Source organism: Bacillus sp. FSL P2-0069, from assembly GCF_038593315.1.
GTDB lineage: Bacteria > Bacillota > Bacilli > Bacillales > Bacillaceae > Bacillus > Bacillus safensis.
Genome location: NZ_CP151984.1, coordinates 1,861,261 through 1,887,510 on the forward strand (window position 1 = coordinate 1,861,261; position 26,250 = coordinate 1,887,510).

At 42.1% G+C, this 26,250-nt stretch carries 24 protein-coding genes; 7 read left to right on the forward strand and 17 right to left on the reverse strand.

Features of this window, described 5'->3' with window-relative positions:
- Positions 1 to 19: 19 nt before the first annotated feature.
- The 3 genes from NSQ34_RS09300 to proC are packed head-to-tail and all read right to left on the reverse strand — an operon-like array spanning position 20 to position 3,298.
- A complete protein-coding gene (locus NSQ34_RS09300; RefSeq protein ID WP_098677739.1) occupies positions 20 to 1,288 on the reverse strand; it encodes a glutamate-5-semialdehyde dehydrogenase in 1,269 nt (422 codons plus the stop codon).
- 18 nt (positions 1,289 to 1,306) lie between these two features.
- Positions 1,307 to 2,425 carry a glutamate 5-kinase gene (gene proB / locus NSQ34_RS09305; protein WP_041109421.1) on the reverse strand — a complete coding sequence of 373 codons (1,119 nt, stop codon included), beginning with the start codon at positions 2,423 to 2,425 and terminating at the stop codon, positions 1,307 to 1,309.
- Between the two features lie 27 nt (positions 2,426 to 2,452).
- Positions 2,453 to 3,298, reverse strand: a complete 846-nt coding sequence (gene proC / locus NSQ34_RS09310; RefSeq protein ID WP_076841053.1) for a pyrroline-5-carboxylate reductase — start codon at positions 3,296 to 3,298, stop codon at positions 2,453 to 2,455.
- Between the two features lie 422 nt (positions 3,299 to 3,720).
- On the opposite strand from proC, the gene NSQ34_RS09315 reads away from it, so the two are divergent.
- The gene (locus NSQ34_RS09315; RefSeq protein ID WP_342500927.1) at positions 3,721 to 4,917 is read left to right on the forward strand and encodes a cytochrome P450; all 1,197 of its coding nucleotides are present in this window, start codon (positions 3,721 to 3,723) and stop codon (positions 4,915 to 4,917) included.
- A 130-nt stretch (positions 4,918 to 5,047) separates the two neighbouring features.
- Positions 5,048 to 7,090 (forward strand): molybdopterin oxidoreductase family protein, encoded by a 2,043-nt coding sequence (locus NSQ34_RS09320; protein ID WP_342501085.1) that lies wholly within the window; start codon positions 5,048 to 5,050, stop codon positions 7,088 to 7,090.
- A gap of 41 nt (positions 7,091 to 7,131) precedes the next feature.
- Here the strand turns inward: NSQ34_RS09320 and NSQ34_RS09325 are convergent, their stop codons facing one another.
- The 3 genes from NSQ34_RS09325 to xylA form a co-directional block, all read right to left on the reverse strand.
- Positions 7,132 to 7,815 carry a glycoside hydrolase family 11 protein gene (locus NSQ34_RS09325; protein ID WP_034280656.1) on the reverse strand — a complete coding sequence of 228 codons (684 nt, stop codon included), beginning with the start codon at positions 7,813 to 7,815 and terminating at the stop codon, positions 7,132 to 7,134.
- Positions 7,816 to 7,902: 87 nt separating this feature from the next.
- The gene (gene xylB, locus NSQ34_RS09330) at positions 7,903 to 9,402 is read right to left on the reverse strand and encodes a xylulokinase (protein ID WP_061109239.1); all 1,500 of its coding nucleotides are present in this window, start codon (positions 9,400 to 9,402) and stop codon (positions 7,903 to 7,905) included.
- A gap of 35 nt (positions 9,403 to 9,437) precedes the next feature.
- The gene (xylA, locus tag NSQ34_RS09335) at positions 9,438 to 10,775 is read right to left on the reverse strand and encodes a xylose isomerase (protein WP_024428359.1); all 1,338 of its coding nucleotides are present in this window, start codon (positions 10,773 to 10,775) and stop codon (positions 9,438 to 9,440) included.
- A 210-nt stretch (positions 10,776 to 10,985) separates the two neighbouring features.
- Here xylA and NSQ34_RS09340 point away from each other — a divergent pair, with 210 nt between their 5' ends.
- The gene (locus NSQ34_RS09340; protein ID WP_111926563.1) at positions 10,986 to 12,146 is read left to right on the forward strand and encodes an ROK family transcriptional regulator; all 1,161 of its coding nucleotides are present in this window, start codon (positions 10,986 to 10,988) and stop codon (positions 12,144 to 12,146) included.
- A 46-nt stretch (positions 12,147 to 12,192) separates the two neighbouring features.
- Here NSQ34_RS09340 and NSQ34_RS09345 read toward each other — a convergent pair whose 3' ends face one another.
- The 3 genes from NSQ34_RS09345 to csaA all read right to left on the reverse strand — a co-directional run bounded on the left by NSQ34_RS09345 (position 12,193) and on the right by csaA (position 16,062).
- The gene (locus NSQ34_RS09345; RefSeq protein ID WP_342500928.1) at positions 12,193 to 13,800 is read right to left on the reverse strand and encodes a glycoside hydrolase family 43 protein; all 1,608 of its coding nucleotides are present in this window, start codon (positions 13,798 to 13,800) and stop codon (positions 12,193 to 12,195) included.
- 24 nt (positions 13,801 to 13,824) lie between these two features.
- Positions 13,825 to 15,216, reverse strand: coding sequence for an MFS transporter (locus tag NSQ34_RS09350; protein ID WP_342500929.1), 1,392 nt, complete (start codon positions 15,214 to 15,216; stop codon positions 13,825 to 13,827).
- A 513-nt stretch (positions 15,217 to 15,729) separates the two neighbouring features.
- Positions 15,730 to 16,062 carry a chaperone CsaA gene (gene csaA / locus NSQ34_RS09355; protein WP_024428355.1) on the reverse strand — a complete coding sequence of 111 codons (333 nt, stop codon included), beginning with the start codon at positions 16,060 to 16,062 and terminating at the stop codon, positions 15,730 to 15,732.
- 246 nt (positions 16,063 to 16,308) lie between these two features.
- Here csaA and NSQ34_RS09360 point away from each other — a divergent pair, with 246 nt between their 5' ends.
- Positions 16,309 to 16,788 carry a hypothetical protein gene (locus NSQ34_RS09360; protein ID WP_024422662.1) on the forward strand — a complete coding sequence of 160 codons (480 nt, stop codon included), beginning with the start codon at positions 16,309 to 16,311 and terminating at the stop codon, positions 16,786 to 16,788.
- On the opposite strand, the gene NSQ34_RS09365 is transcribed toward NSQ34_RS09360, so the two are convergent.
- From NSQ34_RS09365 to NSQ34_RS09395, 7 genes are all read right to left on the reverse strand, one after another.
- The gene (locus tag NSQ34_RS09365; protein WP_255291001.1) at positions 16,785 to 18,413 is read right to left on the reverse strand and encodes a YndJ family protein; all 1,629 of its coding nucleotides are present in this window, start codon (positions 18,411 to 18,413) and stop codon (positions 16,785 to 16,787) included. The genes NSQ34_RS09360 and NSQ34_RS09365 overlap by 4 nt on opposite strands.
- Positions 18,403 to 19,011 (reverse strand): DUF4166 domain-containing protein, encoded by a 609-nt coding sequence (locus NSQ34_RS09370; protein WP_098677742.1) that lies wholly within the window; start codon positions 19,009 to 19,011, stop codon positions 18,403 to 18,405. The genes NSQ34_RS09365 and NSQ34_RS09370 overlap by 11 nt, the downstream gene beginning before the upstream one ends.
- A complete protein-coding gene (locus NSQ34_RS09375; protein WP_056767050.1) occupies positions 18,974 to 19,855 on the reverse strand; it encodes a hypothetical protein in 882 nt (293 codons plus the stop codon). The genes NSQ34_RS09370 and NSQ34_RS09375 overlap by 38 nt, the downstream gene beginning before the upstream one ends.
- Positions 19,856 to 20,003: 148 nt before the next feature.
- Positions 20,004 to 20,576, reverse strand: coding sequence for a TetR/AcrR family transcriptional regulator (locus NSQ34_RS09380; protein ID WP_098677743.1), 573 nt, complete (start codon positions 20,574 to 20,576; stop codon positions 20,004 to 20,006).
- A gap of 3 nt (positions 20,577 to 20,579) precedes the next feature.
- Positions 20,580 to 21,299, reverse strand: a complete 720-nt coding sequence (locus NSQ34_RS09385; protein WP_098677744.1) for an MBL fold metallo-hydrolase — start codon at positions 21,297 to 21,299, stop codon at positions 20,580 to 20,582.
- Between the two features lie 36 nt (positions 21,300 to 21,335).
- On the reverse strand, positions 21,336 to 21,809 hold the full coding sequence (locus NSQ34_RS09390; protein WP_098677745.1) for a GyrI-like domain-containing protein: 474 nt from the start codon (positions 21,807 to 21,809) through the stop codon (positions 21,336 to 21,338).
- A 54-nt stretch (positions 21,810 to 21,863) separates the two neighbouring features.
- Positions 21,864 to 22,796, reverse strand: a complete 933-nt coding sequence (locus tag NSQ34_RS09395) for a YafY family protein (protein ID WP_098677746.1) — start codon at positions 22,794 to 22,796, stop codon at positions 21,864 to 21,866.
- A gap of 118 nt (positions 22,797 to 22,914) precedes the next feature.
- Between NSQ34_RS09395 and NSQ34_RS09400 the strand changes: the two genes are divergently transcribed.
- Positions 22,915 to 23,439: a hypothetical protein gene (locus NSQ34_RS09400; RefSeq protein WP_024422669.1), complete on the forward strand. Its 525-nt coding sequence runs from the start codon at positions 22,915 to 22,917 to the stop codon at positions 23,437 to 23,439.
- Between the two features lie 31 nt (positions 23,440 to 23,470).
- On the opposite strand, the gene czrA is transcribed toward NSQ34_RS09400, so the two are convergent.
- Positions 23,471 to 23,800 carry a Zn(II)-responsive metalloregulatory transcriptional repressor CzrA gene (czrA, locus tag NSQ34_RS09405; protein ID WP_024422670.1) on the reverse strand — a complete coding sequence of 110 codons (330 nt, stop codon included), beginning with the start codon at positions 23,798 to 23,800 and terminating at the stop codon, positions 23,471 to 23,473.
- Between the two features lie 184 nt (positions 23,801 to 23,984).
- Between czrA and NSQ34_RS09410 the strand changes: the two genes are divergently transcribed.
- Positions 23,985 to 25,310 (forward strand): APC family permease, encoded by a 1,326-nt coding sequence (locus NSQ34_RS09410; protein ID WP_098677749.1) that lies wholly within the window; start codon positions 23,985 to 23,987, stop codon positions 25,308 to 25,310.
- 97 nt (positions 25,311 to 25,407) lie between these two features.
- Positions 25,408 to 26,070 carry a lysozyme family protein gene (locus tag NSQ34_RS09415; RefSeq protein ID WP_041117684.1) on the forward strand — a complete coding sequence of 221 codons (663 nt, stop codon included), beginning with the start codon at positions 25,408 to 25,410 and terminating at the stop codon, positions 26,068 to 26,070.
- The last annotated feature ends 180 nt before the right edge of the window (positions 26,071 to 26,250 follow it).

Sequence of the window (26,250 nt, forward strand, 5' to 3'; positions counted from 1 at the left end):
TAGTGTTTCTTGAATCTTTCTAGCTTCTAATCTGACCGTCACCACACAGAAGCAGCTTAGTTGTCGTAAGTGCAGGAAGTCCCATTGGTCCTCTGGCGTGCAGCTTTTGCGTGGAGATGCCGATTTCAGCTCCATAGCCAAGTGCGCCGCCGTCTGTAAAGCGAGTCGATGCGTTATGATAAACAGCCGCCGCATCGACTTCGTTTAGAAACGTGAGTGCATTTTTTTCATCTTCTGTCACGATGGCTTCTGAATGCTTTGTGCCGTACTGATCGATATGGCTGATCGCTTCCTCAATTGAATCGACTACCTTTACCGCAAGATCCAGACTTAAATACTCATCTGTCCAATCCACTTCCAAAGCAGGAACCGCGTTTGAGAAGTAAGACTCTGCTGCCTGGTCGCCATGTACAGTGACACGATGCTCCTGCAAAGCTTCATTTAATGAGGCTGCATTCTCTTTCAGCCAATCGCGATGAATAATCAGCGTCTCAAGTGCATTACATACGGCCGGACGATTCGTTTTCGCATTGATCACAATCTCAATGGCTTTTTTCACATTCGCGGTTTGATCAATATAGACATGACAGTTTCCTGTCCCTGTTTCAAGCACTGGGATAGTGGATTCTTCTACCACTGTTTTGATTAAGGAAGCTCCGCCTCGCGGAATTAAAACATCGATCCATTCTTTTAGTTGAAACATCGCCTGAACCGATGAACGGTCTGTTTGTTCAATCAATTGCACCGCATCACGAGGAATCTTTGTTTGATCCAATGCTTCATGGATCACACTGACAATGGCTTTGTTGGAAGAAATAGCGGAGGAACCGCCTTTTAAAATCACTGAGTTGCCTGCCTTAAGGGCAAGGCCTGCTGCATCGACAGTGACGTTCGGTCTCGCTTCATAGATCATCCCGATCACACCGAGCGGTACTCTTCGGCTTTTCACGTGTAAGCCGTTATCAAGAGTCCATTCATCCAATATTTCTCCAACAGGATCTGTTAATCTCGTCACAAGCCGCAAACTTTCAGCAAACTCGTGAATTCTTTCTTCATTTAACATTAATCGATCCATGAGTGCCTCTGAGAAGCCCTTTTCTTTCCCAGTATCTAAATCCTTTTGATTCTCCTGTAAAATGAAACGGCTGTTTTGCTCTAATGCTTCTGCCATTTTAAGAAGCGCGTTATTCTTTTCCTCTGTTTGAAGTAAACTTAGTTTTTTTGAAACATGCTTTGCTTTTTTCGCTTTTTCTTTGACCGATGTGACAACTTCAGCTGTCAGTGTCATGGAATTCCTCCCTTTTGGTTAACAAACTGGAATCGATAAATCTAAATGACAAACAAATGCTTCAAGATCGACGACATGCACGATTTCATCTTGTAACAAGTCACTCTTACGGGCGAGTTCATCTGACGCATAATTCACAATACCAAGCCCTATTTCTCTTCCATCTTGATCTAAAATACGGACCACATCGCCTTTTTTAAACGAACCTTTCACATTGACAATCCCATCAGAATCAAGGCTTCCCTCTCGGTGCATGAGGAATTCCTGTGTTTTCTCTTGAACCACGATCTCACCCTTTGGTCCAGAATGAAAGGCAATCCACTGCTTCTTATAGTTGAGCGGCGCTACATTTTCGTCAGCGGTAAAATAAGTGCCGTCCTCTGTCCCATTGATCGCTTTGTCTAAAATGCCAGGCGTATCTGCTTTTCCTAAAAAGCCGTTGATCCCTGCGGCCATTGATATTTTAAAGGCATCGAGCTTTGATTTCATTCCGCCTGTACCTACGCTGCTGCCTGCGTCTCCAGCAGCTGCTTCGATGTCTTCTGTGATGTCTGTCACTTCGAGAATTCTCTTCGCATTTGGATTAGTATGAGGATTATCTTCATACAAGCCATCAATATCAGATAAAATGGCAAGGAAATCCGCATCAATGAGTCCAGCTACTTTTGCAGACAATGTATCGTTGTCTCCAAACTTCAACCGATTGATCGTCACTGTATCATTCTCATTAATAATTGGGATGATGCCTCGATCCAATAACACGTTCATTGTGTTACGCACATTTTGATAGCGCGTTTCATCAGAAAAATCACTTCTTGTGATTAAGAGCTGTGAGGCAATATAACCGTGTGATAAAAATAAAGTAGAATATGATTCCATTAAAAGCCCTTGCCCAATTGAGGCAGATGCCTGCTTTTCCGGCAGTGTTTTGGGTCTATCAATAAATCCTAGTTTTCGGTAACCAGCTGCAACCGCACCAGATGAAACCAAAATGACTTCGTGTCCTTCATCTTTGAGTTTCACAATTTGATTGACGAGGTTTTCTAGTTTTTTCAAACTAATCTCACCTTGAAAGCTAGTAAGAGAGCTGCTTCCGATTTTCACAACAATTCGTTTTCTCTCTTTATCTGCGTACACCTAATCACTCCTGTACCTGGGCTCTATTTATATAGATACTTTTTGTTTTTGCTGATTGCTTATCTCTTTTGATCGATTGGCGGCATGTTTGACAGCCTGCTTGATCGCTTCTCCTCCGCCAAAATCATCTAATGCATTCAGTCCTGCAGCAGTTGTTCCATTTGGTGACGTAATTTTCTCTCTTAAGACAGAAGGATTTTCCTCTGTTTCTTGCAGCATTTTTGCCGCACCGAGGAGTGTCTGCGCGCCAATTTGGCGAGACAATTCCTTTGATAAACCTGCCTCTTCTCCTGCTTCTTCGATTCTTTCCATTAAGAAATAAAAGTAGGCGGGCCCGCTTCCAGCAATTCCAGTGAAAATATCCATTTGCTCTTCCTGAATGGTATAGACTTCGCCCATTTCAGATAAAAGAGCCTGGCTTATACTCATATGGTCGTTTTTCACGTAACGTCCAGCAGATAAAGCAGTCGCTGACGCCCCGATCGTACTTGAGGTATTTGGCATAACCCTCATAACAGGCTGGCCTTCATGCAGCATGTCTTCAATATACGATAGCTTAACACCTGCAAGGACAGACATGATGAGCTGATCTGGCTGAATACGAGGTTTTAATGATTCAAGTGCTGCTTCAGCATCCTTTGGCTTCATGGCCAGGATCAACATATCCATTTCTTCAAAAGGAAATGAATCCATTGCGGCTGTTTGGATTCCGTATCGTTTCGTTAGTTCATTCAATCGAAGTTGATTTTGTCTGTTTGTTGCGTAAATTTGGCCTAGCGGCATCTGTCCTGATCGCACAATCCCTGCAATCATTCCTTCCGCCATAGAACCTGCTCCAATGAAAGCAACTTTCTTTTGATCAATGATATTGATCCTCTCCCTTGTTCGCTTTTTGTTCGTGTTTTTCGCACGTTAGTAATCGTAACATGATGAGAAATCGTGTCAAGAAAGAGCCAGCGCTTTTCAAAAGTCCCGAATGCATGGCCGACAGCTTGCTGCAAGTATGTTAGCCGTGTTTTTCAAATACAGTAATTTAGATCAAAAGAACTATGATCATTTGAATCATAGGACCCTTTCATTCGACTTGATTCACCATTTTATTTTTGGTTTCGGTGACTTCAATTCTATTTTTTAGAAAGCGCTCTCATTTTAATGACTTTCTATTTTCCTATATGGTGAATGTGCTTGAATCTTTCGATTAGACTATTGACATATTTTAGAAAATATGTCCGTTGAAATGATATTTTACTGGTGATACCGTGAAAGAGAAATCATGTGAAAAAGGAGCGTTCATAATGAAAGTGAAAGAAAACTATGTCAATGTGATTCCAATGAAAGAAATCCGTTCTACCGATGACCTTCTTTTCCCATTCCCTATTTACAATGAGCTGCGTGCAGAGAGTGATATTAGATATGATGAGACAAGAAAGTGCTGGGATCTCTTTCGATATGCGGATATCCAGTCTGTTCTAAAGCAGCCTAAAGTGTTCTCTTCACAGCGAGGAAGAAGCACGTCTAAAACAAGTATTTTAACGATGGATCCTCCAAAACATACAAAGATGAGAGCGCTTGTGAATAAAGCATTCACCCCAAAAGCGATCAAGCAATTAGAAGATAAGATCAAAGACCTGACACATGATCTATTAAATCAAGTCAAGGATCAACGTACGTTTGATATTGTGCAAGATTTAGCAGCTCCCCTGCCAGTGATGATCATTGCTGAGCTTCTCGGTGCAGAGGTGCAGGACAGAGAGCTGATTAAAAAACATTCTGATGCCCTTGTGGCAGGTGCTAAGGATGAATCAAAAGAAGCTATTCAGGCTGTAGTAGATATGCAGAAACGTGCTGAAGAGGAGCTGTCCGTTTATTTTGCTCATTTGATCAAAAAAAGAAAAGAAACACCTGCCAATGACTTGATCTCGCTTCTCATTCAAGCAGAAATTGATGGAGAGCGTTTAACCGAGAATGAACTGCTTGGCTTTTGTATTCTATTACTCGTTGCAGGCAATGAGACAACGACCAATTTAATAACCAATACCGTACGACTACTGACAGAGCAGCCGCATATTGCTGAATCAGTTCGGCAGGACCCCTCTCTTATTCCTCAATTGACTGAGGAAACGCTGCGGTATTATCCGCCTGTTCAAGCCATTGGCCGAATCGCCGCAGAGGATGTTGAAATTGCAGGCGCGCACATTGAAAAAGGAGACTACCTCATCAGCTGGGTTGCTTCAGCAAATCGAGATGAACAGAAGTTTGAAGATCCAGATACGTTCCGGCTTGACCGAAAATCAAATCCGCATATGAGCTTTGGGTTTGGCATTCATTTTTGTCTCGGTGCACCGCTTGCCCGGCTTGAAAGCAACATTGCGCTTGACGTTTTACTCCATACGTTTCAAGACATCACCTGCGCTACAGATCAGCTAAAACCTATACAAAGCACGTTTGTTTTTGGGGTAAAAGAATTTCCTGTACAAGTCACCCGTTATTAAAAGTCCCTTTTCAGGGGCTTTTTTTCATTTTCTTCAATTCATCATCTCTTTCTTACCTTCCTTCTCCGAACATGCTAAAATAAAATCCATACAAAGTGATAACGGAATGAAGAAAGGAAGCCAAAAACTCATGACCGATTATACAGCGATGAAAGACGGAATATTCAAATCAGTTTGTTCGTTAGATTGCCCGGATCAGTGCGGTCTTTTAATACATAAAGAAAATGGAAAGATCGTGAAAGTGCAGGGAGATCCGGACCACCCTGTCACACAAGGAAACATATGCAACAAAGTGCGTAATGTCACAGCCCGTTTATATGATGAAAAAAGACTGACCACTCCTTTAAAACGTGTTGGCCAAAAAGGCGAAGGTCAGTTTGCACCGATTACGTGGGAAGAAGCCATTGAAACCATTCGGCAAAAATGGACAAAGCTGATCGAAGAAAAAGGACCAGAAAGCATTCTGCCTTACAGCTTCTATGGAAACATGGGCAATCTCAACGCAGAAGGAATGGACCGCCGCTTTTTTTATCGTCTTGGTTCAAGTCAGTTAGACCGAACGATCTGTCAGTCTGCGGGAACAACTGGCTATAAATATACAATGGGTGCAAGCATTGGGACAGATCCTGAAGACACCATTCATACGAAACTATTTATCTTTTGGGGCATCAATGCCGTATCGACCAATATGCACCAAATTACCTTGGCACAAAAAGCACGAAAGCAAGGAGCGAAGATTGTTGTAATTGATGTTCACAAGAACCAAACCGGCCGGATGGCAGATTGGTTCATTCCGCTTCGGCCTGGTACTGACAGTGCGCTTGCCCTTGGCATCATGCACGTCCTTTTTAAAGAGGAACGTACAGATGAAGCCTTTTTAGAGGCTTACACGGTCGGCCATAAGGAGCTGCGCGAGCATGTAAAGCAGTATGATCCAGACACAGTTGAGCGCATCACAGGTGTCCCGAGGGATGACATCATTACACTTGCGAGAATGTACGCTGAGACATCACCCTCTCTCATTCGCATCGGGAATGGTTTACAGCACCATGATAATGGCGGGATGAGTATTAGAACCATCTCCTGCCTCCCTGCCCTGACTGGTCAATGGCTGCACAAGGGCGGCGGAGCGATGAAATCAAACTCTTCTTTTCTCAGCTATAATGAAACAGCCCTTCAGCGGCCGGATTTATTAAAAGAACGCACGCCTAGATCCTTTAATATGAATCAGCTGGGCAGCGTGCTGACAAGCGCAGAGCCTTCCGTTGATTCTCTCTTTATCTACTCGTGCAACCCAGCGGTTGTAACACCTGAAGCGAATAAAGTCAGAGAAGGTTTGCTGAGAGAGGACTTATTTACAGTGGTTCATGATTTATTCCTGACAGAAACAGCGGCGTATGCAGACATTGTCCTGCCGGCGACATCAGCCTTTGAAAACGAGGATTTCTATACATCATACTGGCATCATTATATTCAAATTCAGGAGCCCGTAATTGAACGCTACGGAGAAAGCAAATCCAATACTGAAGTATTCCGCCTGCTTGCCCATGCGATGGGCTTTGAAGATGAAGCCTTCCGCGAGACAGATGCTGAACTGATGGAACAAGCTCTTCATCATCCAGAAAATCCGCATTATGAGAACATTTCATACGAAGCATTAAAAGAAAAGAAATGGATCAAAGCGAAACGTGGACCTTTCCAGGAATTAAAGCTTCAAACCCCAAGCGGGAAAATTGAGCTTTATTCTGAACAAATGAAAAAAGACGGGTATCCAGCACTTCCAACCTATGTGCCCCTTTATCAGGAAAGCGATTATCCGCTTACCTTTATACCGGGACCGAACCATAATTTTCTGAACTCCACCTTCTCACTTCATGAAAAGCATCAAAAGCTTGAGAAATTTCCGAAGCTTCACATGAATGAACAGGATGCAAAGGAAAGAAAAATTGAAGATGGTGACATGGTGCGTGTGCTAAACGACCGAGGAGAGTGTGAGCTTGTCGTGTCAGTCGGTCAAAATGTATTATCTGGTGTTGTGGTCAGTCAAGGATTATGGGCAGATCAAAAAGGCAAAAAGCATTTAGTGAATGGATTAACACCTGATCGATTGGCAGATATGGGCGGCGGCGCGACGTTCTTTTCTGGCAGAGTGGAAGTTGAAAAATTATCATAGAAAAAAGCCAGCCGTTTTTTGCTGGCTTTTTTCATATGCTTTTATCGAATCATCAGCTGATTCGTCATGACATTCGCACTTCCGTTGCTTCGGTAGCCTTCTACAGTTAATGCTGTTTCATACATTTTTCCCATTGGCATGCCTAAGCTTTCCCATTTTTTAAAATGCTCACTGACGGAGACAGTTCCGCTTGTGCGTTTTGTTTGACGTACACTCCAATATTGTTTGAAGGTAGCGTCTCCAATGATAGAAGGCTGATTGACACGGAGCGTTTCATATATGTCATATGTGCCTCCATCGGCATAAAATGATCCTTTATACGTTCCTGTTGGACGATATGTGCCCCATGACTCAACAATGTAGTATTCAGCTAATGGAGATTGTGTCCAGCCATAGACACATAAATAGGAATTCCCGCCCGGGTTAAAGGCTGCGTTGTAGTTGATGGAGATGTTGCCAAGTTGATGATGAGTTTTAGTGGAATCAAACTTCTTTCCTTTTCGAAATAAGGCATTTCCAATATTGTTCCAGCTTGCACTAAATGCCCCGCCGTTATTGAGTGTCATCGAGGTATTTCCGTAATCCTTCCATAATTCAAAATCGTATCCGCTGTGTGTCCCTATCCTATTATCATAAATCGTTTCCGCATGAGCTGGCACAGCCGTCAGTGTCAGCACAAATCCAATACACATCACAAACAACAGCCTCAATCTTTTCAATTTCATTTTCCATCCCTCTCCTTTTTTCATCCGTATTGTTCTGTCATCCCTAAGATGAAAAACCCATCACCTCCTTTCATGCAGCCCTTTCTGCTAGATGGAACGATACTGATTTAACCCTGCATGGATGTCTTTTGTTTGTGTATAAATCCTTTGATACAAATGAAATAGATCGGCATATACTTCTGCGTGCGGCTGATTTGGCTCATAAACAGCAGCTTGATGGATCAACTGATGTGCACATACTTCAAGTGATGGATACCATTCGCAGCCAACTGCGGCAAGCATCGCTGCACCTAAAGCGGGCCCTTGTTCATTGTCTAACTGGATGACTTCAGCCTGAAAAATGTCTGCTTGCATTTGAAGCCATGTCCGGCTTCTCGCACCGCCGCCAATAGATACAATAGAATCTATGTTTTTTCCTGCCTGCCGGAATAATGCGATAGATTCATTTAGCGAAAAGGTAATTCCCTCTAACACTGCTCTGACAACATGTGCCCTTTCATGCCTGCTGTCTAATCCAATCAAGCTGCCGCGAATGATCGAATCCGCATGAGGTGTTCTTTCCCCAACTAAATAGGGTGTAAAGAGCAATCCTTTCGCTCCTGGTGCAACATGAGCCGCACCTTCTAAAAGTGACTGAAACGATTCCTCAGGAGCCAGTAAGTGTTTTGCCCAGTTCAGGCTATATCCTGCTGAAAGGGTGACACCCATTGTGTAAAAAGCGTCTTTTTTTGCATGATGAAACAAATGCAAATTCCCTTGAAGCTCCCTTTCATGATCCTCTTCATAGGAAAGAATGACCCCAGATGTGCCGATACTGCATAACGTGCGGTCAGAGGACAAGATGCCAGCACCAATTGCTCCGCAGGCATTATCTGCCCCGCCGGCAAAAACCTTTGCGCCTTCTTTCATCCCAACTTCACGTGCAATGTGCGGCAAAAGTGTACCAACCTCCGCCTCTGATGTGACAAGCGGCGGGCAAATGTGAGGAGAAATATCAAACGCCTGACAAATCTCCTCACTCCACGTCTGTTCACCGATATTTAACAGCAAGGTGCCAGCCGCATCAGAATAATCCATATGGACTGCGCCTGTTAAACGAAATCTGACATAATCTTTTGGGAGTAAAAACATGTCGATTTGCTGATCAATATGTGGTTCATGTTCCTTTACCCATAATAATTTTGGCAGTGTGAATCCTTCTAACGCCTGGTTTTTTGTGATCTTTTGCAGCCGGTCTCCCAGCTTTTTTGTCATGTGCGTACATTGTGCTGTCGTCCGTGTATCATTCCATAAAATTGCAGGGCGGAGCACTTCGCGAGATTCATTTAATAGAACTAATCCATGCATCTGGCCGGAAAAGCTGATGCCTTCAACTCGTCTTGAATGAACAGGCTGCTTTGCCATCAGTTCTTTCATCGCAGCCATTGTCTGCTTTACCCAATCCTCGGGGTGCTGCTCACAATATCCAGGCTTCTCTTGAATGAGCCGGTACGGCTTAGAGGCTTCGCAGCACACCTTCCCGCTCTCATCCACTAATATCGCCTTAACCCCGCTTGTTCCAAGATCAATTCCCATCACATATTTCATGTTTTCACTCCTTCAAAACAGGTCAGCCCCTTCAATTAATCTTCTAACAAGTATTGATTTAAACGGGCTTTCAGCTGTTCCTCTCTTCCCGATTCGTTTCTGATCAAAGGATGTTTCAGCGCATATTCTTCTAATGTATGAAAGTTTGCCTTTCCTTCTGAAATATCACGTCCAATTCCTTCAGAAAAGCTGCGATACCGGTGCTTTATAACATCTTCAAACACACGGTCTTCTATGAGTCTATGAGCGACCCGCAGTCCTTTTGCGAATGCATCCATCCCGGCAATATGGGCATATAAAATATCTTCAAGTTCAAAGGAAGCTCTTCTCACTTTTGCATCAAAATTAAGACCGCCAGACCCTAGACCGCCATTTTGCAGAATTTCATACATGGCAAGAGTTGTGGCATACAGATCGGTTGGAAATTCATCTGTATCCCACCCAAGAAGCGAATTTCCTTGGTTTGCATCAACAGAACCGAGCAGCCCATGAATTCTTGCGACACGTAATTCATGCTCAAACGTATGGCCGGCCAGTGTCGCATGATTGGCCTCGATATTTAATTTGAAATGGGAATCTAATCCGTATTGTTTTAAAAAGGCGATGGATGTCGCTGCATCTGTGTCGTATTGATGAGTGGTTGGTTCCTTTGGTTTTGGTTCGATTAAAAATTGGCCAGTGTACCCAATTTCTTTTGCATAATCAACAGCCATATGCAAGAAAGCCGCCATGTGATCAAGCTCTCTTTTCATATCTGTATTGAGCAGCGTATCGTACCCTTCTCGTCCACCCCAGAAAACATAATTTTCTGCACCGAGTTCTTTGGCGGTTTCAATGCCTTTTTTGACCTGTGCGGCCGCATAGGCAAAGACATCTGCATGACAAGATGTCGCAGCACCGTGTACAAATCTAGGATGCTTGAACATATTGGCCGTGTTCCACAGCAGCTTTACTCCGCTTTGCTTCATGTATTCTTTCATTCTTTCTAAAATGATGTCTAATTGTTGATTGGTCTCTTGAAGCGTCTCCCCCTCTGGCGCGATGTCACGATCATGGAATGAAAAATACGGAACATCCAATAGGTCAAAAAGCTGAAAGGCGACTTCCAATCTAGCTTTTGCTAAATCCATTCCGCTATAAGAGTCCCACGCTCTTTGCATCGTGCCAGTTCCAAACATGTCTGTTCCATCAGCAGTTAATGTATGCCAATAAGCGACTGAAAAACGCAGGTGGTCTTTCATTGTTTTTCCGCCAATCACTTCGCTTGGATTATAGTATTGAAAGGCGAGTGGATTTTTTGATTGTTTTCCTTCATATTGAATTTTGCCGATTCCTTCTAAGCTGTATAACGTTTTCATATTTGATTTGGTCATTCTTCATTCCTCCTGAGTACACTTTGTAAGTTGATTCAACAAACTAATGATCAATCTATGAAAAAATCACTTTGAATTTTCTATATTTTTTAGTTTTTTAAAAATATTTTCGTTATAATAAAGTTAAAATCATTTATCTTACTAAATACATGCTGAAAAAAGCAGCTCTTCTCAACTTAATCTAAAGACGAAACAAATGGAGTGGATAACGTGGATATCGCTGATCAGAACTTTGTAAAAAAAATAAATCAAAAACTATTATTAAAAGAAATTCTCCAGCATGCGCCCATTTCGAGAGCAAAATTATCTGAACGCACTGGATTAAATAAATCGACTGTTTCTTCTCAAGTAAGTACATTAATGAAAGAACATCTTGTCTATGAAATCGGTCAAGGTGAGTCTAGCGGCGGGAGAAGACCGGTTTTACTAATGTTTAATAAACGTGCTGGCTGCTCCATCGGAATCGATGTCGGCGTTGATTATGTCAATGGCATATTAACTGACCTTGAAGGGTCCATTCTTTACGAAGAGCAGATCAAGCTCCCACCCAGCTCTCCTGAGGTCACAATACGTAAATTAATTGAATTAATACAGCAGCTCATCTCACGAATGCCCTCTTCCCCATACGGGCTCATTGGCATTGGCCTATGCATACATGGTTTAGTGGATGCAGGTGAACAAATCGTGTTTACGCCTCATTCCAAATGGAAAAATGTTGATCTGAAAACCACGCTGCAAGAGACATTCCAAGTACCGATCTTCATTGAAAATGAAGCAAATGCCGGTGCATATGGTGAAAAAATCTTTGGTGCCGCTAAACATTATGACCATTTGATCTATGCAAGCATCGGCACTGGCATCGGGATCGGAATCATCATCGATCATCATTTATACAGAGGGGCGTACGGCTTTTCTGGTGAAATGGGACATATGACAATCGATTTTAACGGACCGACATGCAGCTGCGGGAACCGTGGATGCTGGGAATTGTATGCTTCTGAGAAAGCCTTGTTTCAGTCTCTTCAAACAGATGATCAGCACATCTCCCATCAAGACCTGGAACAGCTGGCCAAGTTAAATGATATGAAAACGCTCAATGCCCTGCGCAACTTTGGCTTTTACCTTGGTGTCGGTCTCACAAACGTCCTGCATACCTTTAACCCGCAAGCCATTATTTTAAGAAACAAAGTGATCGAATCACATCAGGCGGTTCTACATGTGATTGAGGAGGAGGTATCCTCGCGAATGGATACGCAATTCAGCTCACATGTAGAGCTGCTCCCTTCATCATTAGGACACAATGCGCCAGTATTGGGGATGACATCTCTTGTCATAGAAGCTTTTCTGCAAGATGCCACCCTCACAACATGACCTATTTGTTTTTCAAAAAGAGACAGCTCGTAGCGAGTTGTCTTTCTTATTCGTCTGTTTCCTCATAGCGAAAATAGTGAAAATCAGCAGGAAGACGCTCGCCGCTCGTATCTTGGCACTGCATACCGACAAATGCCCCTGTAAAAAACCCCCCGCCTCGAATAAAATCATCGGATAAATGGATGGATTCAAGCGGTACATCAATTTCCTTCCACTCTTTCTGATCAAATGAATAAGAATATTTATATGTCTCTTTCCGAACGGTCACTTTTAAATAGACATAAGTGACCTCGTCAGGAATGATGATTTTATGTGCCAATGGCTGAGAAAAGGCAAGGTTTTCACAGACAGATAGTTCAAGCGTGCGGCCAAGTTCCTCATCATATGTCACCTGGAGTGCTGTCCAGTTTTCCGTATTATAATAATTCACAAGACCAGCTGATTGCTGAAAGTTTTCTGGGAAGAACGAAACAGCTGTCTCTGCTTCAAAATAAAAGCTTTGCCAGCGTCTTGCAACAAATGCTTGGGTAAACTTAGACGTTAAAGATTCGCGGCCGAATAACCTTAAATGCTGAGGTTTCTCCGTTAACGAACCAATCTGATCGGTAAACGGAATTCTTAATGTTTGGAAGTGTCTATTTAGTGTTGATTCTTTAAATTCATCGACTGTATGATAGGTTGGTGCAAAAACCTTTTCTTCGATCTTTGGCGCTTCAACCTCAAGCGTCCCCTCCTTTCCGCCTACAACATAAGGCCAGCCATCCTTCCATTCAAGCTTTTGTATCGCTGTTTCTCTTCCTAAAGGACACCAACCTCTCTGTTGAAAAATAGATTCCTTGTTTGATTGAATCGGACGGCCAGTGAGATGAGCGAGATACCATTCATTTGTATGCGTTTGAACGATTGAAGCATGCCCGCATTTTTGAAGCGGATGTTCAGGCGCGTGGAAGGCACTTAAGATCGGGTTATCAGGATGAACCTCATAAGGCCCTTCAATATGCGAGGAGCGGGCGATCGTTGCTGCATGCTCATACCTGGTACCTCCTTCTGCCGTTAATAAATAGTAGTAGTCACCGATATGATACAGATGCGGCGCTTCTGTCAGTTTAATCGGTGTGCCTTTAAAAATGACCTTCCTTTGACCGATGAGCTTCTTTTCAGCCACACTATATTCCTGCAAGGCAATACCTGCAAAGGAATGATGCTTTTCCCTATGATCCCACAGCATATTTAAGACGTATTTCTTCCCGCTGTGATCATGGAATAAAGATGGATCAAAGCCGGAGCTGTTGAGCCGGATCGGTTCACTCCAATCGCCGTCCACTTCGCTTGCCGTGACCAAATAATTATGACCGTCTTTAAATGGACCATCCACTACTTTGATATCTGAATAAATAAGCCAAAACTGTCCATCGGCATAGCTTAAGCACGGCGCCCATACCCCGCCAGAATCAGGATTTCCCTTCATATCCAGCTGCGACGTTTTTTGCAAAGGACGCGCAGCAAGGCGCCAATGGACTAGATCCTTCGAATGATAAATTTGTACCCCTGGGAACCATTCAAATGTAGAGACGGCCATATAATAATCTTCTCCAACACGGCAAATACTTGGATCGGGGTTAAACCCTTTGAGCACTGGATTGATAATCTTCATTGAATTTCCTCCTCTTTCAGAGACCTACATTTTAAAATCGTCCATATGATCGAGATACACTTTGTCTCTATTCTCAAGTTCCCGTACGACTTTTTTATGTTTTTCTTCATCTAGGTTATAAAAATTAATATCCACCATCGCTAAAATCAGTAAGCATACAGGAATCACCGTTGTCGTGATTAAAATGCCCAGTAAAGCTTCTGGTGATTGCATTTGGTTCGCAACATAGCCAAAGCGATCGAGTACAAGCCCTGGCACAATCCCGCCTAATGCCATCCCAAATTTAAAGAAGAATCCGATGATGGCATAGATGAGCCCGCCCATCCTTTTCCCTGTTTTATATTCGCCATATTCAACAGTTTCAGGAATGAGCGCCCACATATAAGCACCGGCTGTAATGCTTCCTGCAGCTGCAACGAGTCTAAAAATCAGTATTAAAGTGATTTGACTCGGCGGTATCACAAGTAATGCAAGAAGACCTACGATATTCAGCAATAATGAATAATTCAGCAGCTTTTTCTTTCCTAACAGCTTGTGCAGTTTTGGAATAAACGGCAGCACCATTAATGCTGGCAGACTGCCAATGAGTCCGTACCATTTCACTAAATCTTCTCTGCCGAGGTTATACGTCACATAATAAATCCCAACAGAGTTACTGATCGAGTTCACGCCAAAAATAATAATAAAGAAAATGCTTAATACAACAAGCGGACGATTGACACGTAACTGGACAAAGATATCACTGAACTTAATTTTTTCCTCCGGCTTTTGAAGCGTGACACGTTCATTCGTGCTTTTAAAACAGAAAATAAGTAATGCACCGCCAAGAACGCCGAGAAAAGCCATCGTCATCTGCCAGCCGAGAGCTGTATTTCCTGTTTTATCGCTCAAAAAAGTCGCAAGAAAAGGAACAAAAAAAGCAACAACTAGACCTCCGAGATTAGCAAAAAGCATACGAACAGACGTAATACTGACAACCTCTTGGTTATTTCTTGTCATTGCGGATGTTAAAGCACCATAAGGAACATTGATGAATGTGTATGTAAGCGATAAACCAACATACGTGATGTAGGCATAAACGAGTTTACCCATTTCAGAAAGATCAGGTGTTGTAAAGCAAAGGATAGCAAGTACCACAAAAGGAAACGCACCGAATAACAAGTAAGGTCTAAACCTGCCAAAACGGCTGTTCGTTCGATCCACCAATGCACCAATAAACGGATCTGCAAGCGCATCAATGGCGCGGACAACTAAAAACATCGTTCCTGCTGCCGCCGCTGATAAACCATACACATCTGTATAAAAAAATAATAGATACGTAGAGACAGTTGCATAAATTAAGTTACATGCGAAATCTCCTGAAGCATATCCCACTTTTTCAGACATACGAATCTTTTTTAAATTCTCACTTACCATGAGCTTTCTCCCTTCTTCTCTTAGCCTCTTCTAATGAACAGATGATGGAGGGCAGCAGCAGTCAATACAAAGAATATAAAGCGCTTTCAATTTGTTGTAAAAATGAAGCTGAACATCTGATCCTTTCAGCTTAGCCCACATACACAGCAAATGATTTGAATGACGGAATCATCCCCTTTAATGGCCGGCTCATCACTTGGAATTCATCTTAGTTTATCGACTAAACAAACTAAGATGAATTCATTTTATAAAATCTGATCTGACTTTTCAATATTTTTTGAAAAAATAATCCAAATAATTGATTTCTTGTCATTTTTCTGCTGAAATGACGTGAAAAACTGAAGTGAAGCATTTAATGGTTGCAATTCCGATCACCTCATGCTATATTAATCAAGCGATGAGCTGAATTGTGTAAGTCGGGTAACATGTCTCCTTGAGACACACACGAATGTGGCGTGTGGTTATTCCGCCTCAATACGCAAAAGACATCTTCTCAGGAAGATGTCTTTTTTATTACCCTATTTTTGTTCCATTTTCGACAGACTCATCTGTGGCTAGTAAAACCACGTCTTCTTTTGACGGCATGCCCCCTAAGACAAGCACTTCTGATTTGAATCCTGCAATTCTTCTTGGCGGAAAATTGACGACTGCTACGATTTGTCTGCCAATAAGACTCTCAGCCGTATAACGTTTTGTCAGCTGAGCACTGGATTGCTTTAGACCAACCTCTTCACCAAAATCAATCTTGAGTTTTAATGCAGGTACTCTTGCCTCTGCAAAGAATTCTGCTTCAATGATCGTCCCAACACGAATATCTAACGCCAAAAACTGTTCAATATCTGCCATCTGATTCTCTCCTCTTCATTCAAGGGTAGGTTCATTTACTAGAGTTATCTATTGTTTTTTTCATTGTAGCACATTCATTTCGTAAAAAAAGTGAGTCAAAAAGCCGATTCATCGCAAAAACTACCCTTTAGTTTACATAATGTTTTTATCGTCATGTATTAAATATTTGCATCCTGAAAATGAATTCAGTAAAATGGCAAATAATCCTACTGCTTCCTCCCAAATATATCGGGGAGGGGTTAACACTTGTTTACATTATCAGATATGTGGACATTTTGCTGGTCGTTTTTCGTCATTCTTCCTATCGTTGCCATCTTGCATCAGCTTGGCCATATTATGGTCGCATGGATGTTTGGCGCAAAGGTTTCTTTTGCTCTTGGCAGAGGCAAAAAAGTATTGAAAATAGGTGTTGTTGAAATTAGACGAATCTATTTTCTAGATGCATTTTGCCATTATGAAGAAATGAGGAAAAATAACCGATTCTCGCATATTCTTGTCTACCTAGGCGGATCATTATGCAACCTGCTCAGTGTTCTCATACTGAATACAATGATCGCCAATGATATCCTGCCAGAACATCAATTTTTCTATCAATTTGCTTACTTCTCTGTCTACTATGTATTTTTTGCACTGCTGCCAGTCCAGTATGCAGATCATCATCCGAGTGATGGGCAAGCGATTGTGAACATCATTCGGCACGGTGAACCATGTGACATCATTGACTAACAGGATGGCTTCCCGCTGTCAATTTGATAATGAATCGTTAAAAAGGGAATATCGAATAGCTTCATTTGATGAACTGCTGTGAGACTTTTATCTGTCTCCGGCTTCATATGAAAGCTTTCTTCCATTGGCAGTTTCATGGTGATAAAAGGTGTATGCAAATACAATCCTTCGTCACCGGTACTGCCTTTTGGACATGCACTTTTTAAGAGAAAGTCTTCATTTTCATTAAAAGGTTTTAAAATGGCGGTCATCTGAGAATATGGAAGCGGCAGCGCAATATTCATATAGCCTGCAGCTGCATCGTGATGATGAGCATAAAGTGCAAAAAAGACCTGCTCCCCTTTTTCGTTATAACGGATCCACGCCCTGACATTCTTTCGCCCTTCTTTAGGATGTTGAAATGTAGTCAGACGCCCCTTCATTTCATACGGGATACGAGATGTCCCCAAATAGAGCTGGCCTATTTTCTTAAAAACTGGCTGAAGTAAAAAAACAAACGGCCTCACCCACCAATGAAAACAGACTGCTGCTTTTAACGTAAACGCCATCGGGTTCTCATAAAACCTTCGAATCACAGGTGACACCCTATCAGCTGAAAATGTCGTTCCATTTAAATCATCAAGTGAATCGACTAAACCAAGGTTCTCTCGATCATGCATTCCTTCCTTTTGAAAAGAGATCAAATGAAAACGGCCATGCACTTTTGATATCGGAAAGTCCTTCTGCTTCAATTGATCCTTTGGCCCTTCGATCAGCCATCCAATCAAACCTGGTAAAATAACAAAAAAGGCATTAATACTGCCATGAAACCAAATCATCTGATCAATGCTGATGTAGGTCACGCGCATGAGCATGCCAGCGGAATAAAGAAGAGATAGCACGATCGTTCCCATTAAGACGCAGCTAGAAAACACAATCAGCACTTTTGCCACAGTCGATCGAAACCTTGTTTTCATACAAAGAATACCGTACAAGTAGAGTGCAATGACATATAGCGTGACGCTGAACGTATCAAATAGACGGGAGAAGCTAATCCCAACAGCAATCATCACAGGTGACAGCAAAATCACCCAGCCTGCCGCTTTGTATAAAGCTGTCTCTTTTTCTCGCTGTCTCCCTAATAATCCATAGAAAAGCGGGATAAAAAAAGCCGAGTAATGAAAATGAATAGCGGTCAAAAGCACGATGATTGGTGAAAAGGTCATCACCTGTATATCTGCCGTGTACAGCCAAAACCAAAGCCCTCCTAAAGCGAGATACATCCATGCACCATCGATGATCAATTCATGAAGCGGAAAGATTCCCCTTTTCAGCAAACGAGTAAAGCCATATAACGCCAAAAGAATCGTATACAAAAACCATCCCGATGCAAACAAAGCAGAATGATAGATGAATGCAGCCGTTGCACAAAGAGCAGCTAATGGAAAGGCTTTCATTAAAAAGCCGAGCAGTATCCCCGGCTTACTCTCCCTCTCTTCCTTCACAAAAAAGGCTAAAATTGCAGGAAGGAAAAACAGAATGGCTATCAGTACAAATAACTCTGCTACCGGACCTGTCATCAAGCGGGTGGCGATAAAACAGCACATGAAGACGAGGCTTGATATCAAATGCCATTTATTCATCATGAGACATCACCCTTTCAGTAAACCGGCCTTTATATGTAAAAAGGGTCCCAAACAATCGGTTTTTCACATGCACATCAATGGTATACACACCCGCGTGCTCGTCGTAGCCTTCTGTGACATCTGACACACCGTAAAGCCATGAAGGCAGCGGCCACTCACGTCCTAACATCAACAGCTTCTGCCGGCCGGATTGAATGCGAAGGAACCCATGCTTTGTTACTGTAAAATGAAGCTCTGACATAAGAAGTCTAGGCTTTCCAAAATAGTCTAGTACTTTATGACTCTTCTGATCAATGATCATATCTGCATCAAAGTGCCGTTCCTTCTTTGGGAAATAAAACGTACGAAACCAGTGCATGCCTTCCTCTCCCTTATTTGTCATAAAGGGTTTATTCACAATCCGGAAAGGAATGTTTTTTCCTCTCTCAGGGAAAAAACAGCGAAACAGTGGACCAATTTTGAAGAAAAATCGAATGAGCCTCGTTCCGCCGCCTATTTCCTCCATGGTGCCTTCAGCGGTAAATGCACGATTGTATCTTTCTTTTAATTTTGGGTGCAGCTTATCGTAATCCTTTACTTGATGACGATGAACGACCATGTCTACCTCCCCTTTTTCGTTTGATCGAAAATACGTCTATACAATCTTTTAAATTAATCATTCCTGCAATGGATAGGATCAAAAATGCACTCATCACAAGCGGCTCATGGAGTGTCGTTTGGGGGGATAGGATCCCGATACAAAGCATCAGCAGCAGAAACACACTTTGAAGAATGAACAAATATTTCTTTGATAGCTTAGGTATCAGCCATGATACGCCTATAAGGGCATAAAACAACCGAAATCCGGTGCTATGATCCAAAGCAGAATGTGAAAAAGGGATAACCGCTTGGCACAGCCAGACGATGGCAAACAGCAAACAAATTCCATAATGGGCAAGTGTTCTCTCCAGTAACAACCGAGGGTGCGTACCCTTTTCAAGCCACGTCTTTAGTGCGCCAAAACTAAAGGCCGTCATAAAACCCATCATCGGGCGAAAAAGAAATCGATCTGCCCACGCCCATCCTTTTCCTTCTTTCGGTTCATAATCAAATTGCGTTTGAAACACAATATGATCGTTCGTTTTCACATATTTCCAATAACCGCCGCCTTCTTTGATAAAAGACAATGGGTGTGACGATTTGAATTTAAGCGAGGATGCCCGTTCATTCCGTTCATCCATCATTCTAGTTCGATATGCTCCTGTCCCTGTGACACTTACCCCAAAACCAAGATGCTTTTCATACAAAAAGGTTTGGGGCTGTTCATCTTGAGGTCCATTTAATGAAATGGTTGAAAAGCGCAAATCCCACTGTTCATGAAGCTTTGGATTTTGCGTATATTCCCATACTTTCTCTAAAGGTGCATGAATGGTTGTTTCCACATAAACAGGCTTTCTTTTCATCTGCCTCTACTCCTCTATGTGAATTATTTCACATAATAAGCATACCATGTTTCACAAAACTGTCAAATCTTTATTCGATTTTCTCGCTAAAAAATTGTGCCAGACGGTCACTCCTTTATGATATCGTTTTGCTATAAAAAAAGACCTGTCAAATAGACAGATCTTCTTTTTGCAATACACCTGTGATATAGAGCCGAACCGCATAGCTCACACTTTCTTCAAGCTGTTCTTTTCGTTGAAATCCCTTTTTATTAGAAATATCACCGAAGCCGTGCAGTAAGCTTCTCAGTCCTCTGACGACATGTGTCATTTCTTCTTCTTTTACACCAAAGCGTGACATAATGGATTGAACAAACTGAACAAGGCGCTCTGCTGCAAGTCGTACTTCTTTTTCGTTCATATGTGAAAAGGCAGCTTCATAAAGACCGGGATGTGTTCGGACAAATTGCACATATTGTCTGGCAAAGGCTAAAACAGCTTCTTCTTTTTCTAGCCCCTCTGTGACTTGCATCCCTTCCTCACAAAGCATGGAGAGCCCCTTTACTGCGAGTGCTGCCTGAATCTCATGAAGGCCGGATACGTGATTGTAAAGAGAAGGCGGCCTAATATTCAGCCTTTTAGACAATGTAGCAATAGTCAAAGCGGAGAAGCCCTCTTCATCAACAATTGCAGCCGCTGTATCCATAATTTTTTCTTGTGTAATTCCCATTCTTGGAGACACGGTTTACTGCCCTCCTTTTTTTAGCTGGTGCTGTCTTTTTTTAACGGCAGCTTGAAGCTTTTCATGAGGCTCTATGATAAGGTCACCATGTCCTGCAGCAAGACAGGATATGCTCAGCGCTAGTAATTTTTCAGCGCTTTTTAATGCGGTTTCTGCATCCCATGTGGCAAATGCCGGGAACGGGAAGCTCCACCGAAACTCACCCGTAACCGATAAGCCGCCTTTTGTCACAAGTGCATCCCCTGCAATGACAACTCCTGACCTTTCATCGTATAAAGAAATGCTGCCGGGTGTATGCCCTGGTGTTGCAATCACTTTGAGCGGCCCAATCTCATCTCCTTCTTCGACAAGTACATCTGGTTTTGTATGAATATTTTTCATAAAACTGCCTTTAATTTTTTGCTGAGGTTCATCAGGAAGCAAGGAAAAGTCACCTTCAAAAAGGCGTGCATCACGTTTTGATAAATAGACAACTGCCTCTGGAAAAGCCTTCTTCACCTCATCTAATGCGCCGATATGATCCATATGGCTATGAGTGAGAATAATCTTATGAATTGGTTTGTTCTTTTTACGGGCAAATTCGATGATCGAGTTCGCCGCCATTTTTAAAGCAGCATCAATTAAGATGAGTCCTTCCTCTTCCTCAAAGACATAGCAATTTACCGGAAATAATCGCGGCATCAATGTAAGCTGGTGCAGACGGTCAAAAGTTGTTAATCTCATGATTGTCCTCCTAAAACTAATATCGTTAGTTTTATATTAACTAATGGTATTAGTTTTAGCAATCATTTTTTCATCAACCGCAATATAAATATCAATTTGCGCTTCTTTTGGATCAATAGATCTTTCATCATACCATTCAAAATCACCTGTATAAGTGCGGTATTGACGCTGATCCCACGTCCAAATCTTGTGCCATGTTTCAAGCACGACCTCTTCAATCGGTCCTTTTCTCGTTTGAAATCTTGCATAGGTGGACGCAGGAATCTCTTTTACATGTTCGATCTGCTGATCCGCGAATTGCCCAGCTGTAAATAAATAAGAACCATGTTCATCTTTTTCATAATCTGAATAGAGCCCTATGACTGGAGCTTGCCCCCCATGTAGCTGCTGCGCAAAAAAATCCTGCCAAAGCGGTGCAATCTTCCGCTCTTTTGTTTTCTCTATTTCATTTGTTGTTCGAACAGACAACCCTTTGACCCATTGTTTCTCTAATGCGACGATATCGTACATACATTCTCATCTCCTTTTCTCCCATCATATAAAAAGAAACCTGACAACAGTGTGTCAAGTTTCTAATCGCTTCATAAATTGTTTTAATTGGAGATCAAATGCTTCCTTGATGTGCTGAGGTGAAACAATGTCGACGTCCGGTCCTAAATGGAATAGGAAACTGTGCAGCCAATCATCTTGCGGCACAGTCAATGCTGCCAGATAGGTCCCGTCTGAACATATGATCAATTCGTTCTCATCCACCCATTCCTTCACTTTGCCAACTGATGCTTCCGTTAACCTGAGCGTGAGGGTTGTGACTGAAGGTTCTTCATGCCAAGAGTCATTCCAAGGCTTCTCTTCATTTTTGATTCTTTTCGGCCTGAAATATGCTGAAATGGTGATGAGGTCTGTCATTCTGGTCAGCTTGAATAGACGAAAATCATGTTTCACACAACAAAACGCATACAAGTACCAATGCCTTCCTTTTAAGACAAGCGTATAAGGCTCCACTTTACGTGGAAGTGTTTCACCTTTTGCGTTGCGATAAGTGAATTGAATGAATTGATGCGCGGAAGCAGCTGAATGGATCAGTTGAAGCTTCTTTTCTGCCTGGCTGTCTTTCCCCCATGAGCTTAAATCAATAAAGACATGGTGCTGTTTCTCGCTTTCATCACTTTGTGGAGGAATGAGAGATTTGATTTTTTTCAGTACATGTTCACTTTCTTTAAAGGAGTATGCACTCGTCATGCTTTCAAGGGCAGTTAAAATAAGCTCAATGTCATCATCGGTAAATAATTTTTTCTCTAAACGATAGTCGTCAACAAGCGAAATGCCTCCGCCTGCTCCTTGTGTTGTCACAATAGGAATCCCGGCTTGATTGATGGTCTCAATATCGCGATAAATCGTCCTTACGCTCACTTCGTGAAGTTCAGCTAGGTCTTTCGCTTGTATTTGCTTTTTGCTAATGAGCAGCATCACAATAGACAAAATACGATCGATTTTCATGCCTTTTCCTCTTTTTCATAAATGTAGGTTTTGATTTGATAAAAAATGAAAGAATGGTAAAGATAAGGAACAGCCAGCATTCGTTTACATCCCTGCACATGCAGGAGGAGGTTGCATCATGACACATCACGTGTGGCAGTTATTCATAATTGGGAGCATTATGCTAATCTGCATCATCTTTCGAATGAATCGAATGAGACGCTATCAGCTTGTGCGCCCGATCAGTCTTTTGATGAGAATGTATGTATTTGGACTCACTGCCCTTATTCTCTTATTAGAAGGCTGGCAAAATCACAGCATTTTCATCTATGCCGCTATTGGTATGCTCTTTGGAAGCAGTCTGGCCGTTCATGCCTATGAGACGATCCGCATGAAAGAAGAAAATGGCCGTCTTTACGTGAAAACGAGTAAATGGATTGAAAGCTTCATTTTATGTTTATTTTTATCTCGACTTAGTTTTAAGCTGGGTGAGCTGACGAACCATTCGCTCACAAAGATTGGTGTCGTTGAACTGTATCAGCATATTGTGAGTGATGATGCCATGACCATGCTCAGCTTTTTTCTGTTAGCTGCTTACTATGTCGTTTTTTCTTATCAAATGATGAAAGCAGGTAAACGATCAACACGTATGCATCATGCGTAAAAACCTTCCTACTCATATAGGAAGGTTTTTATTAGTCATGCTGTGCATGATGAATCATTTGTTCAAGTACTTCCATCACATGCTGATCTTCAGGACTGTAAAAGATCGATGTCCCTGCTCGTCTAGATTTCACGAGACGAAGGTTTTTTAAAAAGCGCAGCTGATGAGAAACTGTTGATTGCATGAGATTCAGCGTTTCTGCGATATCATTTACCGAGTATTCACCTTGAGACAAGAGGTGCAGAATACGAATACGTGTCGGATCAGATAAGGCTTTAAACGTTTGGGAGACAAGAAATAAACTTTCTTCATCCAGCTCCATCCGTTCCTGTTCTTGATTTGTATTCAGTTCTTCCTTCATTTCGCTTCACCTTTCTTGTTAGTCAAATCACGACTTATTCTATGTATCATCATATACTAAAACGTCCGGCGTGCAAAGCGGGCACACTTTAAACAAAAGATTTATTCAAATAGCATTGACACTTGGTAGCATTCTTTTTAAAATGAGCATTATTTATTCATTTTTAGAGGAGCTGATAGGCAAATTGACTGAAGAGCCAAGACTAAAACGCAGCCTGACTGTCTTTCCACTTGTTGTGATCGGGCTTGCTTATATGGATCCACTTGTCGTATTTGATTCATACGGCATTGTTGCTCAGCTGACGAAAGGACACGTCGCTGCAGCTTATATATTTACGTTGCTGGCATTACTATTGACAGCGCTTAGCTATGGGAATATGGTGAAGGCTTTTCCAAAAGCAGGATCTGCTTATACATATGCGCAAAAAAGTATTCATCCTCATGTCGGCTTCCTTGTGGGCTGGACACTCTTACTGGATTATTTATTTCTGCCTATGGTGAATTTTGCGATCGGAAGTGCTTATTTAACCGCAGCCTTTCCTGATGTACCTCATTACATTTGGATCATCATACTTGCTATCGCCATAACGACTGTCAATGTCATCGGTATACGGCTTACAGCCAACATTACGGCGCTGTTTGTGACATTTCAGGTCATTGTCGCCGTCACCTTTGTTGGGTTTGTTATTTATGGGCTCACGCAAAACGCTGGCAGTGGACAGTTATTGTCAGCCCGGCCTTTTTATTCAGCGAGCTTAGATCCAGCGCTTATTTTTTCAGGAGCGACCATTTTATGTTTCTCCTTTCTAGGATTTGATGCCATTTCCACTATGTCTGAGGAAACCATTAAACCAAAAAAGACGATTCCGCTTGCCATTTTCTTAACAGTTGCGATTGGAGGCGTACTGTTTACTTTGACGTCTTATTTTTTGCAGCAGGTGTTTCCAAATTTTCAGCAGTTCAAGCATCCTGATGCAGCCTCACTTGAAATTGCAGAATTTGTGGGCGGCGCATTTCTCCACTCGTTCTTTTTAGCCGGCACAATGGTGGCTGTCATTTCTTCCTCCTTATCGTCACATGCGAGTGCAGCAAGGCTTTTATATGCAATGGGAAGAGATCAATCGTTACCGAAGCGTTTCTTCGGGTATATTCATCCGAGATTAAAAACCCCTGTTTTTAATATTTTATTAATCGGAGCTTTCTCCTTAACCGCAGTCGTTGGCGAACTTGAAGTCATTTATTCCTTTATCAGCTTCGGCGCGTTAATTGGATTTACCTTTGTGAATTTGTCTGTTTTTGCGTACTTTTTCGTCAGACAAAAACAAAGAGGTGTGCTGAATACATTGAGATATGCAGTGATCCCTCTATGCGGGACGGCGTTTTGTCTTTGGCTGTTAACGAGCATCAGCACAAATGCATTAATCATTGGCATGATGTGGCTGATTATCGGTTTTGTTTATTTCTGCTTCAGGCTGAAAACACGACCTGAATTTACGTTTGGATATGATTGATTATAAGGTTTTCACTTGGTATCCTGCACAGGATATGGCATAATAAAAAGGCTGTACTTCCCTTTTAAAAGCGGGGCAAAACAGGGGTGAACTGACCTTGAAAAAGAAAAAAACAGGATGTTTTGCCATTTCAGGCTGTTTCACGATTTTTCTCTTTGTTTTCGTATTAGCAGCCATTGCCATCTCGTTTAATCAAAAGGAGTTAAAAAAGCTGCCGATTGATACGGAATCAATTGTTTTGTCGAGATTGGATGATTACAAACCGCTTGTAGAAACAGAGTTAAGAGATCAAGATTTAGATCAGTATACCGGGTTAATCCTCGGTATGATGTATCAAGAATCAAAAGGCAGAGGCGGAGATCCAATGCAGGCCTCTGAATCTCTTGGTTTGAAACGAAATGAAATCAATGACCCTCAGAAAAGCATTAAACAAGGAGTCCATCATTTTTCGACTATGTACAAGCATGGGAAGAAAAAAGGCGTTGATTTGGAAACCATTATTCAAAGCTATAACATGGGAATCGGCTATATTGATTTTGTTGCAAAAAACGGGGGAAAACATTCCGAGAAACTGGCAAAGCAATACTCCAAAAAGCAAGTGAAACGAAACCCCAAGGTCTATACGTGCGGCGGCAACAAAGATAACTTCCGCTATCCGTATTGCTACGGCGACTTCACTTACGCTGAAAAAGTAAAAGAAAAAACGAAAACAGTTGAAGAAAAGATGAAATTGGCTTCTTCATCCACACCATCATCGTAAAAAAGCACTTCCGTCAAGGAAGTGTTTCAGATTGTTGTCAAAGTGCTAAAATAATCTTTATTTTAGCACTTTGTCTTTTTTCAGCGTGATAGAAAACCTTTGCAGTCTAGGAAGGACGAGCACTGGCGCGGAGCGAATTTGACATTCGTGAGCACCAGCGCGCAGGACTGACAAAGAATG